General features: G+C 45.0%; 9 protein-coding genes. 4 read left to right on the top strand and 5 right to left on the bottom strand.

Annotation, left to right across the window (positions count from 1 at the left end; translation table 11 throughout):
• Window positions 1–151: 151 nt before the first annotated feature.
• The 3 genes from AC3CHU_RS12890 (at window position 152) to AC3CHU_RS12900 (ending at window position 4,470) form a co-directional block, all read left to right on the top strand.
• Window positions 152–919, top strand: coding sequence for a 1-acylglycerol-3-phosphate O-acyltransferase (locus AC3CHU_RS12890; RefSeq protein WP_488524693.1), 768 nt, complete (start codon window positions 152–154; stop codon window positions 917–919).
• A 177-nt stretch (window positions 920–1,096) separates the two neighbouring features.
• Window positions 1,097–2,467, top strand: coding sequence for an MBL fold metallo-hydrolase (locus tag AC3CHU_RS12895; RefSeq protein WP_488524694.1), 1,371 nt, complete (start codon window positions 1,097–1,099; stop codon window positions 2,465–2,467).
• Between the two features lie 455 nt (window positions 2,468–2,922).
• Window positions 2,923–4,470, top strand: a complete 1,548-nt coding sequence (locus AC3CHU_RS12900; protein ID WP_065206930.1) for an alanine/glycine:cation symporter family protein — start codon at window positions 2,923–2,925, stop codon at window positions 4,468–4,470.
• A 145-nt stretch (window positions 4,471–4,615) separates the two neighbouring features.
• Here the strand turns inward: AC3CHU_RS12900 and AC3CHU_RS12905 are convergent, their stop codons facing one another.
• From AC3CHU_RS12905 to guaB, 5 genes are all read right to left on the bottom strand, one after another.
• Window positions 4,616–5,209, bottom strand: a complete 594-nt coding sequence (locus AC3CHU_RS12905; RefSeq protein ID WP_010440610.1) for an acetate uptake transporter — start codon at window positions 5,207–5,209, stop codon at window positions 4,616–4,618.
• A 566-nt stretch (window positions 5,210–5,775) separates the two neighbouring features.
• Window positions 5,776–7,326 carry a Na+/H+ antiporter NhaC family protein gene (locus AC3CHU_RS12910; RefSeq protein WP_488524695.1) on the bottom strand — a complete coding sequence of 517 codons (1,551 nt, stop codon included), beginning with the start codon at window positions 7,324–7,326 and terminating at the stop codon, window positions 5,776–5,778.
• 274 nt (window positions 7,327–7,600) lie between these two features.
• Entirely contained in the window at window positions 7,601–9,325 is a 1,725-nt protein-coding gene (locus AC3CHU_RS12915; RefSeq protein ID WP_488524696.1) for a chitinase, read from the bottom strand.
• Window positions 9,326–9,626: 301 nt separating this feature from the next.
• Entirely contained in the window at window positions 9,627–11,180 is a 1,554-nt protein-coding gene (guaA, locus tag AC3CHU_RS12920; protein WP_017079884.1) for a glutamine-hydrolyzing GMP synthase, read from the bottom strand.
• Window positions 11,181–11,382: 202 nt separating this feature from the next.
• On the bottom strand, window positions 11,383–12,846 hold the full coding sequence (gene guaB / locus AC3CHU_RS12925) for an IMP dehydrogenase (protein WP_004735127.1): 1,464 nt from the start codon (window positions 12,844–12,846) through the stop codon (window positions 11,383–11,385).
• Window positions 12,847–13,115: 269 nt separating this feature from the next.
• Here guaB and xseA point away from each other — a divergent pair, with 269 nt between their 5' ends.
• The gene (gene xseA / locus AC3CHU_RS12930) at window positions 13,116–14,462 is read left to right on the top strand and encodes an exodeoxyribonuclease VII large subunit (protein ID WP_488524697.1); all 1,347 of its coding nucleotides are present in this window, start codon (window positions 13,116–13,118) and stop codon (window positions 14,460–14,462) included.
• The last annotated feature ends 72 nt before the right edge of the window (window positions 14,463–14,534 follow it).

The raw sequence follows: 14,534 nt of genomic DNA on the forward strand, positions 1-14,534 counted from the left end.
AAACACCCATTGTTAGTCCTTGTTTTATATAAAGATCTAAAAAAAGAACCCTAGAACAGTTAATTGTTGCAATTCGGTTAAATAGAGTGAAAACTTCAAGCATCTAAAACTATTTAATCACTGCAATCTTGCGGTGAGTAAGGAGTGAATTGTGCTTGCTGTTCTTCGTATTATTTTGGCTACGGTGTTTATTATTTTCACCACTCTATGTGCTTTTGTTTACTGCTTGTTTAGCCCCAAGAACCCTAAGCATGTGTACGTTTTCTGCCGTTGGTTCAATCAACTCCAAAAGATCGTCGGTGTAAAACTGGTGCAGCGCGGCCTAGACAATGCGCCGACATCAGAAAAAAGCGTCTACATCTCTAACCACCAAAGCATATTAGACTTTGTGACCGACCCAGGAATGCTAAGGCCTCGCACCGTTTCTTTAGGCAAGCGTGATTTGTTGTATGTGCCTTTCTTTGGTCTGCTGTATTGGATCACCGGTAACATCATGATTAACCGCGAAGATAAATCCAAAGCACGCGATACCATCAAGCAAGTGGCGGAAGCCATTCATCAGCGAGATCTGTCTGTTTGGGTTTACCCTGAAGGAACGCGCAGTAAAGGGCGTGGATTACTGCCATTCAAAACGGGCGCTTTCCGAATGGCCATTGAAGCCGGTGTACCTATCACCCCTATGTGCACCAGCACCACGCACAATAAGATTGACCTCAACCGAGTTAATAATGGCATTGTGATCACCGAGATGCTTGAGCCTATAGATGTATCCGGATACAAGCTCAGCGACGCAAGAGAGTTAGCGAATCGCTGTCATGTGCTCATGGCAGAAAAAATAGCAGAGCTTGATGCCGAAGTGGCTCGTTTAGAGGCTCAACAAAACCCAGAGCTGGATTCAGACCGTTCTTCTACGCGTTAATAAGGTAGTCACAGAGGGAACAGGAGCTAACTCGCAACGAATACACTGAGTCATCGCTCAGTTACTTAAAAAGACACTCAACGATCGCAACTCTCATTGTTCTTGTTTTACATGCCGGCGCTTATCCGCAAAATAAAAACAGGTGTTAATGGCTTTATAGAGCAATGGGAGTAAACGATGGAAGTGATTCACCATGGCGGCAAACATACTGTCACCGGATCTTGTCACGAATTAAGAGATTCAGGCCAAGCGGTACTCATCGATTGTGGCCTTTTTCAAGGTTTAGATCTTCAAGGTAAAAAGCTTCAAGGGGAAGACGCACGCCCTCTTGATATTGAATTTGAAACGTCCCACCTTAACGCTCTGCTGCTGACTCATACTCACATTGATCATATTGGTCGATTACCTTGGTTACTCGCCAGTGGCTTTAACCAACCGATTTATTGCACTCAGGCGACGGCTGAACTCGCTCCTTTAATGATTGAAGACGGCTTAAAACTGCAAGGGCTCAGCCATAAACAATCCAAACTCATCCTTAAAAAAATTCATTCGTTGATTGCTCCCAAGCCTTATGGAGAGTGGTTTCCAATTGTCTCTAAACAGCAAAACGACGGAAGGGATCATCATAGGCCAAATACTCTGTATGCTCGTTTTCAAACTGCTGGGCATATCTTAGGCTCCGCCTATATTGAGCTTAAGTTACCAAACCAAGAAGTGGTGGTCTTTTCAGGCGACTTGGGCCCAAGTAACACGCCACTGCTGCCGGATCCAAAACCACCACAACAAGCCGATTACCTATTTATTGAAGCCACTTATGGCACCAGCACGCACGACGATATTGCAACACGCTCTGAGCGTCTCAAAGCAATTATTGACCGTTCACTACTCAATGGTGGTGTCATCCTGATCCCGGCATTTAGTATCGGAAGAACACAAGAACTGTTGTTTGATATTGAAAACCTGATCTTTGAGCATCAACTCAGCGCCGATATTCCTATCATCCTCGATTCGCCTATGGCAGAGAAAGTAACGCGTTCATACCGACGCTTTAAAGAGTTATGGGGTCAAGAAGCTAAACAGCGCCTAGAGCTGAAACGTCACCCACTCGCTTTTGAGCAATGCATTACCGTTGATGGGCATAGAATGCACAAGAAAATCGTCAATCGTCTTAAGTCGACAGGTGAACCCGCAATTGTGGTCGCAGCTTCTGGAATGTGTCAGGGCGGCAGGATCATGAACTACTTATCGGCTTTGCTTCCAGATAAACGCACCGATTTGATTTTAGCGGGCTATCAAGCACACGGAACGCTCGGGCGCGAGTTGCAACAAGGTAAAACACAGGTTTTTATTGATAACAAAGACGTTGAGGTTAATGCTCAAATTCATGGCATGTCTGGCTACTCGGCTCATGCCGATAAAGAGGATCTCAACCGATTTATAGCAGGAATTTCCGTTCCACCAAAAGAGCTGCATTTGATACATGGCGAACCAAATACTCAGTCTGAGTTCGCTCAAGAACTAGAGGAGCGAGGGTTTGTGGTTGTTTGAAACACGTATCAAACTAGCCACTTTCACTCAGTAAACATGAAGGCCAGAATTCTCGAGCCTTCAAATGCACAGTTTCTTAGGCCTGCGAGATCACTCGATACAGGTGATATATTCCAATCAAATCCATCTCACCACTCATATATCAGCCGTTCATGCTAAGCGATTTTCACCTCTGTTTCTCTCGATTTTGTCTCTTCTGCATGGCTCAAATTTCCATTTTTGTATTAATCACTATTTATTCACTCTGCAAAACGCCAATAAATACACACAGTTGCATATAAAGTTAAATGGAACGATTATCGAATTAGAACTAAGCGTTAACAAACCCCCTCTGTAACTTGCTTTATGTCACAGTAATCCTAATGCGCAGTTAAATAATTTAACACTTGGGTTACAAGTGAAGTATTGTGTTGTTCGAAAAACAATCATAAGCAAAACTAACAGGGAAAATACTCATGCAGTCATTCGTTGATTTTTTGAATGGAATAATCTGGAGCCCAGTACTTATCTACCTATGTTTAGGTGCAGGTTTGTTCTACTCCATCATGACTCGATTTGTTCAAATCCGTCACTTCTTTGAAATGTGGCGCTTGCTACTATCAGGTAAAAGCTCTACAAAAGGCATCTCGTCTTTCCAAGCTCTTGCCGTTTCGCTATCTGGCCGTGTAGGTACAGGTAACATTGCCGGTGTTGCTGCCGCTATCGGTTTCGGTGGTCCGGGTGCAGTATTCTGGATGTGGGTTGTAGCCTTCTTTGGCGCCGCGACTGCTTACGCAGAATCTACGCTAGCGCAAATCTACAAAGAAGAAGACGAAGGCCAGTTCCGTGGTGGTCCGGCTTACTACATTGAAAAAGCGATGGGCCAGAAGTGGTACGCATGGATCTTCGCTATCTCAACTATTTTTGCATGTGGTATTTTGCTTCCAGGTGTTCAGTCAAACAGTATTGGTAATGCTGTAGAAGCTGCATTTGGTTCAGGCGACATGATTGAAACAGCTATCGGTACATTCAGTTTCGCTAAAATTTTCACTGGTACTGTTGTTGCTATCATCCTTGCTTTCATCATCTTTGGTGGTGTTAAACGTATTGCGAACTTCACACAAATTGTTGTTCCATTCATGGCATTGGCTTACATCATTATCGCGTTCGTTATCATCTTGCTAAACATCGGCCAAGTGCCAGCTGTTTTCGGAATGATTCTTGGCGATGCATTCACACCTATGGCGGGCTTTGGTGCTGCAATTGGTTGGGGTGTTAAGCGTGGTGTTTACTCAAACGAAGCGGGTCAAGGTACTGGTCCTCACGCGGCAGCAGCGGCAAATGTCGATCACCCAGCTCAGCAAGGTTTGGTACAAGCGTTCTCTATCTACATCGATACTCTTCTAGTATGTTCTGCTACAGCGTTCATGATCATCATCACTGGTGCTTACAACGTTCACGGCGGCGCTGAAGGCGTGTTCCTTGTTCAGAACCTAGCAGCAAACATTGGCGCGAATGGTCCTGTATTTACACAGCTTGCTATTGAAAGTGCGCTACCAGGCATTGGTAAGCCATTCATCGCATTTGCTCTGTTCTTCTTCGCATTTACAACGATTCTTGCTTACTACTACATCGCAGAAACGAATATTGCTTACCTACGTCGTACCATCAAGATCCCTGGCATGATGTTCGTACTTAAGCTTGTTCTTATCACTGCGGTTTTCTATGGCACAGTCAAAACAGCTAACCTTGCATGGGCAATGGGTGATGTTGGTGTTGGCTTGATGGCATGGTTAAACATCGTAGGTATTCTGATCATCTTCTTCATGTCGAAGCCAGCGCTTAAAGCACTTGCTGATTATGAAGAGCAACAGAAACAAGGCGTAACTGAGTACACATTTAATCCTGTAAAACTAGGTATCAAAGGTGCTACTTACTGGGAAGAGAAGTACAAGCGTAAAACAGGTAAGTCTCCTGAAGCAGAAGCTGCAGACACTAAACCTGTAGAGCAACCTTCAGCTTAAGCTTTCCTTAGCAAATAGATCGCTTTAACAAATAGCGCTATTAATAACGCATAAAAAAGGGGTTAGCCATTTCGGCTAACCCCTTTTGTTTTATTCATAACCAATAAACGGCTTATAACAAACTAACTGTTCCCGAGTTAGAGTATTAAGCAGCGATTTCTTGTGTTGCCATTTGAGGTGCTTTCTTCTCACCGATAGGCAGTACTGTACGGCCGTATTCGTTGTTGATTACTTGTGCCATTGCAAAGTAGATAGCTGAAGCGCCACAGAAAATACCTTCAAAACCAGCGATAGTGCCGATTAGTTCACTGCCAGTGAAATCACGAGCTGCAAGTAGGAAGAACAGGATCGTTAGTGAACCGAATACTACTTGCTTCGCTACTGGGTAACATAGAGAACCGATGAACATGAAGCCTGTGAAGATGCCCCATAGTAGTAGGTACCAACCCATGAATGCAGCAGGGCTTGCTGGAAGACCCATGTAAGGCATCACGATCAAACCAACTAGAGATAACCAAAATAGGCCGTATGAAGTAAATGCTGTCGTACCGAACGTGTCACCACGTTTGAAACACATAGTGCCCACGATAACTTGGCTCAAACCACCGTAAAAAATACCCATTGCAAGAATCATAGAATCGATTGGGAAAAAACCTGCGTTGTGGATATTAAGAAGAATAGTGGTCATACCGAAACCCATTAAGCCTAGTGGCGCTGGGTTAGCTAGTTTGGTGGACATTGCGAATTTACCTTATTAAAGTGGTTGATTAAAAAAAAACGATAAAAATTATCAGAAAATTTTAATCTATAAACCGTACAACTAGGTAATCCAGTTATCGCAAACTAAGATTGTACAAATGATCTTATGGAAAATTAGTTTCATAACAAGCCACATTGATTCATAGAAACTATCAATAAGCAGATTCCCTATCACACTATAAAAAAGATGCGAGTAACGAGATACGAGATGCGAAAAAGTCTTTAGATTTGAGTAAGCGCCCCCTTAATAGCAAACGTAGGCAACAGAGGGCGAGCTCTTCGCTACTCGCTACTCGTTTACTCGCATCCCGCATCTACTCACTCAGTCGTCATTCCAGAATCGAGGAACGAGATATCTGGAATCTGCCTTTCAATATATACACCAACAGTAAACGCGAGAGATTCCCTACTACGCTCATACCTCGCTATAGGGAATGACAGATAGAGTAAGGAATATGAGGTATAAAGTGACGAACGATAGGGAGCGAGCTTTTCGCTACTCGTTTACTCGCATCCCGTATCTAGTCTCTCATTTGTAATCTTAAATTACGCTTGTTGTGGTTTAGATTCAGACACTTGAGATTGAACTTCTGAAGAAGCGTTTTTACTTGCATCGCGCTTAGCTAACAGAGTCACAAGGATAAGCTGAGCAACAAGCGCACCTAGAACCACCCATGCACTTCCAGTAAAGCCTGCCACGACAAAACTAACCAAAGCGATAGAGCCGTTCATCAATGCATAAGGTAGCTGCGTCTTAAAGTGTTCAAACTGGTCACACCCTGCCCCTGTTGAAGAAAGAATCGTTGTTTCAGAGATCGGTGAGCAATGGTCACCAAACAAACCACCAGACAACACAGCGCCAATTGCGACGAGTAGCGGTGCATCAATCGCAATCGCGGTTGGAATAACCAATGGCATCATTATCGCGAAGGTTCCCCACGACGATCCCGTTGCGAATGAAATAATCGCCGACAACAAAAAAGCGACCGCTGGTACTAACCAGTATGGAAAGCCGCTCTGTGCTTGCTCGGCGATATAGGCCGCTGCACCTAGCTCTTTACCGACTGTGCTTAACGCCCATGCCAATACTAAGATGATCGCTACGGGCATCATGTTTCCCATGCCTTTTAAATACACTGCAACACCATCAGACAGCTTTCTTACACCGTAGTAAGCCATTAGCGAGATCAAGGTAATCGCCGCAAAGAAATAAGCCGATGATAAAGCCGCTCTGAACGATGAACCCGCGACCTTTTGAAACGGGAAGCCTTGTGGAACTAACATGGCACACAACACCACCAGCATCACTAACAATGGAGCCCAAACAAAAGATGCCTTTGCATTTTTATGCGAGAACGGATTCAGTGAGTCGCTATTCACGCCAGTATCGATTCCCGCTTGGCAATCACGCTCGGCTTTTGCCATTGGCCCAAAGTCTAAACCTTTAACGGACACTAACGGGACTATGAAAATCGCTAGGAATGCGTAGAACTGAAAAGGAATCGCACCGATGAAGGCATCCCAATCAGACATGTTGACATTCAACGCCGTGAGTTCTTTTTGAATCAGACTCATGATGTAAACGCCCCATCCAATGAAAGGGATAAGAATAGCAACGGGCGACGAGGTTGAGTCGATGATGAATGCTAGCTTCTGTCTTGAGAGTTTCAGTTTATCGAAAAGGGGACGAAAAACAGGGCCAACAATTAAAGGGGTGCCTAAGTCTGAGAAAAATATAACGATTCCACCAAACCATGCTGAGATTTGAGCTTGGCATTTGTTGCTTACCCATTGAGTAACACGCTTGGCAAACGCAACACCACCACCGGATTTTTCCATCAAAGCGACAAAGCCACCGATGAACACCAACAGCATGATCACACCTGCGTTATAGCTGTCGGTAAGTTGAGGGACTAAGTAACCTTTCACCATAGTACCAAACGTATCAAGCGGGTTAAGTTCGCTAAACATACCAGTGAGCATTGCCACACCACTCAGCACACCTGCAAATAGGCCTATCACTACATTCCTTGTCGCCAACGACAACACCAAAGTAATCACAATGGGGATGAGTGACGTGATATCTGTCTGTTCCATAGGTACACCTTAACCCTAAAATAAAAAGAATAAATATAAATTAAATTTGAATATAAATTCACAATCACCATTTGTACAGAACTTTATCCTCTAACTGGATAATTAGTCTTTAAATGCGCTTCAACATAGCCAAATAGACCAATAGCCCTGCTTAGATAGCCAAGTTCGAAACGAAAAAAAGCCGAAAGTAGAAACTTTCGGCTTTTGACTATTTATATCATTATGGTCGTACTACTGAACTCGTCGGTTAGACCGCTTTTCAGTATTCAGACGATCAATTACAGCTAATTTCATCCCAGAACCAATTCGACTGAACCGGGCTTTCCCATACACCCGGGCCGTTTTTAGCCACGAAACACTTGCCGTTATGCGTCACTTTATCACCGTTACTCACTTGGCTAACGCCCGCTTGCCATGTGATAAACACTGATGGATCAACGACGACAGGCGGCTCGGTAACAGGCGGTTCTGTGATTGGTGGGTCAACTGGTGTTGGGTCAACCGGAGCAGGATCGACAGGTGCAGGGTCAACTGGCGATGGATCTGTCACGGGTGGAGTTGGCTCTCCAGTAACCAATGTCCAAGGGCCACCATTGGCAGGGTCATCCCCTTGTGTCCACCATTTCGCTTCGTAGGTTGCACCGTTGTGAGTAACTTGGTCTCCAGCGTTGTAAACCTTGGTCGCACTCCAACCGTTACCACCAGGATCAGTACCAGGGTCTACCGGATCAAGCTTGTCGACCACTTTCACTTCAGGCCAGCTCGCATGAGATCCATAAAAATTGGTCACACACTTCTCGTAATCGCCAGCCACCAACGCAGAATAAGCGGTTTGGAAGCCCACAAGCTCACATTCAAATGAGTAGCCTTCTGGGCGGTCTGCGTAGTATTTCCAGTTTCCATCCCAGTTGGTGTACAACACATCGGTCGCGCCGTTGAGATTCAAGCTTCCGTAAGGCGTTTGCTGCCAACAAGTATTGGCTTCATCCGCTTCTACAGGAATTTCATAGTGCGCAGCTAACCCTTCCCAATAACGAATACGGTTAACAGGTTGGCCTTTGTCTTTATTTTGCTCACCACACTCGATACCGCCATTAATCACGTTGATCGTGGTACCAAATCCATAACCAATACCTGCATCCAATTCGCGTTGAGAGGGTGTCCAAGTGCGGTCAATCACGTGCAGCATTGCTGGTTTAGGTGCTTGAGGCGTAAGGAAGAACCAGATAGCAGAAGCCAAGTTCAACCAAGAATCCGCCACTAACCCCGGGTTATTCAATAGAACCGTCGCATCACCATCAAACATCACTTCCGAGAACGCGCCGTAGTTAAAGTGATAAGAAAGCTGTTTAGCACCACGCCCGAAGTAACCCTGCCCTGCGGCACAAGGCCAACGCGCATTTTGCCAATCGTTCTGGCCACATCCCGTAGTGTAACCTTCTTGACCTTCAGACCAACCCATCTCACGAACATGCACCAGCGCTTGCTGCCACTCTTCTAGCGCTAATGGGTTATCAGAGGTGTTGTCTATTGCGATGTGGCCGCCCGTCTCTTGTGAGAAATGAGCAAAGGCCGTAATGATGGATTTTTTACAGATAGCGTCGGAGTCACGGCCATCGGTGTACTCTCCACAGAAGGCTGGGAATTTACCAATCGCGCGTAAGAAGCGAGTGTATGTGTATTCTGGCGCAGCCATCTGAGTGAGGAAGTCCCATTCAGATTGAGGGAACACACGCTCAACCCGTTTTACGTTTTCAGGATTCGAGGCTAAACCCGGCTCAATCGCTTCAACAATACTGTTGGGACGAGTTTGTAATGCTTGTGACCAGATCGCATACATAGGATCGGATGTTTTCGCTTGTTCAGCAGCTTGTAATGCCGACTTTTCAACAAGGTAACCATTCGGGTTTTGCGGATCAGGTTGAATGTTCAAAGACGCGTAACTGTGAGCTGCTAAAGTGCAGCCAACTATTGTCGCCAAATATTTGATTTTTAACATGATGGATTCTCTTATCTGTCCTTAATAAGTCCATCAAAGAGTATGTGGCACACGGGGAATAGCCTAGCTGTTGCGGTATGAATTTATAAAAAGTGCGAGTGATAGTTTTATGTATAGTTACACGTAACAACGCGTCTCATACTTTCTTGAGCTGATATCTAGTTTCCAACTCATTTGGTTTCGAGGTATTGCTCATAAGCCTTTAATGCAATGAATCAATATAATGAATCGAAAAGAAAAAAGCCTCGAACTGAGTTCGAGGCTTAAGATCTTAATCAAAACTGGTTAAATCTCTAAGAGATTATTCCCACTCGATAGTTGCTGGTGGCTTACCAGAAATATCGTAAACAACACGTGAAATGCCGTTAACTTCGTTGATAATACGGTTAGATACCTTACCTAGGAAGTCGTATGGTAGGTGTGCCCAGTGAGCAGTCATGAAGTCGATAGTTTCTACAGCACGTAGAGATACAACCCAATCGTACTTACGGCCATCGCCCATTACGCCAACTGAACGTACTGGTAGGAATACCGTAAATGCTTGAGATACTTTGTGGTAAAGGTCAGCAGCATGAAGCTCTTCAATGAAGATAGCATCAGCACGACGCAGTAAATCACAGTACTCTTTCTTCACTTCGCCAAGTACACGAACACCTAGACCTGGACCCGGGAATGGGTGGCGGTAAAGCATGTTGTATGGAAGACCAAGCTCTAGGCCGATCTTACGTACTTCATCTTTAAACAGCTCACGTAGAGGCTCAACAAGGCCCATTTCCATATCATCAGGAAGGCCACCAACGTTGTGGTGAGATTTGATTACGTGTGCTTTGCCAGTCTTAGATGCTGCAGACTCGATTACGTCTGGGTAGATAGTACCCTGAGCAAGCCATTTAGCATTCTTCAGTTTCTTAGACTCTTCGTCGAAGATATCTACGAATACGTGACCGATAATCTTACGTTTCGCTTCTGGTTCAGCTTCACCTTCCAGAGCGTTAAGGAAACGTTCTTCAGCATCAACTTTAATGATGTTAAGGCCGAATTTGTCACCAAACATGTCCATAACCTGCTCGCCTTCGTTTAAACGAAGAAGACCGTTATCAACAAATACACATGTTAGTTTGTCGCCGATAGCGCGGTGAGCAAGCATCGCAACTACAGATGAATCAACACCACCAGAAAGACCAAGGATAACTTCGTCGTCACCTACTTGCTCTTTAATACGTGCAACTGCATCTTCAATGATAGACGCTGAAGTCCACAGACCTTCACAACCACACGCGTTAAGAACGAAGTTCTCAAGCATTTTTAGGCCGTTTTTAGTGTGCGTTACTTCTGGGTGGAATTGAACACCGTAGTATTTCTTATCTTCGTTTGCCATTGCTGCGTATGGGCAAGTGTCTGTCTCTGCGATTTTTGTAAAATCAGCAGGAATTTCAACCACTTTGTCACCGTGGCTCATCCAAACATCTTGAGTCGTCTCAAGGTCAGCGAAAAGTGCCGATTCACCTGTCACTTGTACCGCTGCGTAGCCGAATTCGCGCTCAGTAGACGTTGCTACTTTACCGCCAAGTTGCTCAGCCATCGTTTGCATGCCGTAGCAGATACCGAAGACAGGAACACCTGAATCAAATACGTACTGAGGTGCACGTGGAGAATTCTCTTCCGTTACACTTTCAGGGCCACCAGATAGGATGATACCGTCTGGATTGAATTCACGAATATCCGCTTCTTCTACGTCCCAGCTCCAAAGTTCACAGTAAACACCGATCTCACGAATACGACGAGCTACTAGCTGTGTGTATTGAGAACCGAAGTCCAGAATTAGAATACGTTGGTCATGAATATTTTTAGTCATTGTAAGCAGTCTTATTGGCTATGTGATAAAACGGAGGCGAGTTTACTCACCTCTGATTAACTCTTCAAGAAATAAAGCAAACGTTTTCGTTAGATATCTTTAACCACGTGTTTTGAGAAAATCGGACTTTTAACAAAACAGACGGTAGATAAAATAATGTGCCGACTAAATCAGCACATTATTCAAACGTTTGGACGTATTATTAACCTAAACGGTAGTTAGGTGCTTCTTTCGTGATTTGAACATCGTGTACGTGAGATTCTTTCATGCCCGCACCTGAGATACGAACAAACTCAGCTTTAGTACGCATATCTTCAACAGTTGCAGAACCCGTTAGGCCCATGCTTGAGCGTAGACCGCCCATCTGTTGGTGAACGATCTCTTTTAGACGACCTTTGTATGCGATACGACCTTCAATACCTTCTGGAACAAGCTTGTCTGCAGCGTTGTCAGATTGGAAGTAACGGTCAGAAGAACCTTGAGACATAGCGCCAAGAGAACCCATACCACGGTAAGACTTGTAAGAACGACCGTTGTAAAGGATAACTTCACCCGGTGCTTCTTCAGTACCCGCGAACATTGAACCAACCATCACACAAGATGCGCCAGCAACGATAGCTTTACAGATATCGCCAGAGAAGCGAATGCCGCCATCTGCGATTACTGGAATACCGTATTCGTTAGCCACTTCAGCTGCGTCTGCGATTGCTGTTACTTGAGGAACACCAACACCAGTAACGATACGAGTCGTACAGATTGAACCCGGGCCGATACCTACTTTAACCGCACTAACACCCGCTTCGATAAGAGCACGAGCGCCAGCGCCAGTTGCTACGTTACCACCGATGATTTGTAGATCAGGGTATGCAGCACGCGTATCACGGATACGGTTAAGTACGCCTTCAGAGTGACCGTGTGAAGAGTCGATAAGTAGAACGTCTACGCCAGCTTCAACAAGAGCGGCAACGCGCTCTTCGTTACCAGCACCAGCACCAACAGCTGCACCTACACGTAGGCTGCCGCGCTCATCTTTACAAGCGTTTGGTTTACGTTCTGCTTTATGGAAATCTTTCGCAGTGATCATTCCAGTTAGTTGGAAGTCATCATTTACAACAAGAACTTTTTCAACACGCGCTTCGTGCATTTTCTCTTGAACTTCTTCACGAGTTGCACCTTCTTTAACAGAAGCAAGGCGAGCTTTAGGCGTCATTACTACGTCAACTTTCTTAGAAAGGTCAGTCACAAAGCGAACGTCACGGCCAGTAATAATACCAACAAGTTCGTTTGTTTCAGTAACAACAGGGAAACCGGCGAAGCCGTGTTTTTGAGTAAGGGCTACAACATCAGCGATTGTCGCGTCAGGGTTTACAGTCACAGGGTGAGAAACCACACCTGCTTCGTAAATTTTAACCTGGCGAACCATTTCAGCTTGCTGTTCAATAGACATGTTCTTATGAATGAAGCCTATTCCGCCTTCTTGTGCCAGTGCAATCGCTAGGCGAGCTTCTGTCACAGTATCCATCGATGCAGAGATCATTGGGATGTTTAGGGAAATATTCTTCGTCAGCTGAGTGCGAAGATCAGCTGTATTAGGGAGAACGGTGGAGTGTGCTGGCACTAGCAGTACGTCGTCGAATGTCAGCGCTTCTTTGGCAATTCTTAGCATTTGCAATATCTCACAATAATAGGAGTAAAAAGAAACAATCCAATCTCATCGTTTCGCCTAATGAGGGCAGCCAATTAAGGAAAATCAAACTGCATTTGGATTAGATATTGCGGACGGATTATACGGCCAACGAAATCGCTTGGCTACACATTTTTGTATTTTTAATTTGCATTTACCCCCTTGCTATGTATTATATTGCCGCTATCTTCCATACTCACGCCCTGTGAGATTCCAAGAAAGACCTTCCTTCAAGGAAAGATAGTGCTTTTATGACTAATCCAAACATCTTTACTGTTTCTCGCCTCAACTCAGAGGTTCGTCTCCTATTAGAAAACGAAATGGGAATAGTCTGGCTCGTTGGTGAAATCTCAAATTTCTCTGCACCTGTCTCTGGTCACTGGTACCTCACGCTTAAAGACTCTCGCGCTCAAGTTAAGTGCGCTATGTTTCGTGGCAATAACCGTCGTGTGACTTTTAAGCCTCAGAACGGTAATCAAGTTCTAGTCAAAGCTCGTCTTTCTCTTTATGAGCCACGTGGTGACTATCAACTCATCATCGAAAGCATGCAGCCAGAAGGTGATGGTAAACTTCAGCAAGAGTTTGAAAAGCTGAAGATGAACCTCGCTGCAGAAGGGCTATTTGCTCAGTCCAGTAAACAAACTCTACCAGAACATCCTAAGTGCGTTGGTGTCATCACCTCGAAAACCGGCGCAGCCCTCTTCGATATTCTCGATGTACTGAAAAGACGCGACCCGTCATTGCCAGTCATCGTATATCCGACCATGGTACAAGGTGAAGGAGCTTCGATTCAGATCGCTCAAGCGATTGGACGTGCCAATGAGCGTAACGAGTGTGATGTATTGATCGTGGGTCGTGGCGGCGGTTCATTAGAAGACTTATGGTGTTTCAATAACGAGATCGTTGCTCGCACTATTGCAGCAAGTCAGATCCCGATTATCAGCGCCGTTGGCCACGAAGTCGATGTCACTATCGCCGATTTCGTCGCAGATATGCGTGCTCCAACGCCATCAGCAGCCGCTGAATTGGTTAGCCGTGACAACAGTCATAAAGAGCAAGCTTATGCCTCTAAACGTGCTCGTTTAGTGAGTGCGATTCGTCATGTGTTAATCAAACAAGCGCAATCAACTCAAACGTTGAAATACCGCTTAGAGAAACAACACCCGAGCTACCAACTGCAAACGCAGAGTCAGCAGCTTGATGACTTAGACATGCGTTTGCGTCGTGGTATGACTCAATACTTAAAGCAGCATGCACAGCGTGTTGAGCGTAAGCGGCACCAACTTCAGCTGAACTCACCAGTAAAGCGCCTTGGTGAACAGAAGCTGCATCTGCAACGTTCAGAGCAAAAACTATTGGATGCGATGGATAAAACACTACTAACCACTCGCCACCAGCTAGCTATGGCTGCCGAGAAGCTAGAAACAGTGAGCCCACTGGCAACTCTAAAGCGTGGTTACAGCATTACCCATTCTGCATCGAGCAAGACCGTGTCATCGATTAATGATGTTGAGGTGGGTGAAGTGATCACCACTCAAGTTGAAGATGGCGTGATTGAATCGCAAGTGACAACAAGAGTCGCGAAGAGCGAGCTTTAGATTCAACTAGGACGTTAAAAATCATTTAAAACCAGAAAGCTCTATCGAATAATCGACAGGGCTTTTTTGTAT

The organism is Vibrio sp. QJM3NY_39, assembly GCF_057785895.1.

Excerpts from the sequence above, each read along its gene's own strand:
- AC3CHU_RS12895 (WP_488524694.1), top strand. The coding sequence starts at position 1,097 with ATGGAAGTGATTCACCATGGCGGCAAACATACTGTCACCGGATCTTGT.
- AC3CHU_RS12900 (WP_065206930.1), top strand. The coding sequence starts at position 2,923 with ATGCAGTCATTCGTTGATTTTTTGAATGGAATAATCTGGAGCCCAGTA.
- AC3CHU_RS12905 (WP_010440610.1), bottom strand. The coding sequence starts at position 5,209 with ATGTCCACCAAACTAGCTAACCCAGCGCCACTAGGCTTAATGGGTTTC.
- AC3CHU_RS12910 (WP_488524695.1), bottom strand. The coding sequence starts at position 7,326 with ATGGAACAGACAGATATCACGTCACTCATCCCCATTGTGATTACTTTG.
- AC3CHU_RS12915 (WP_488524696.1), bottom strand. The coding sequence starts at position 9,325 with ATGTTAAAAATCAAATATTTGGCGACAATAGTTGGCTGCACTTTAGCA.
- guaA (WP_017079884.1), bottom strand. The coding sequence starts at position 11,180 with ATGACTAAAAATATTCATGACCAACGTATTCTAATTCTGGACTTCGGT.
- guaB (WP_004735127.1), bottom strand. The coding sequence starts at position 12,846 with ATGCTAAGAATTGCCAAAGAAGCGCTGACATTCGACGACGTACTGCTA.
- xseA (WP_488524697.1), top strand. The coding sequence starts at position 13,116 with ATGACTAATCCAAACATCTTTACTGTTTCTCGCCTCAACTCAGAGGTT.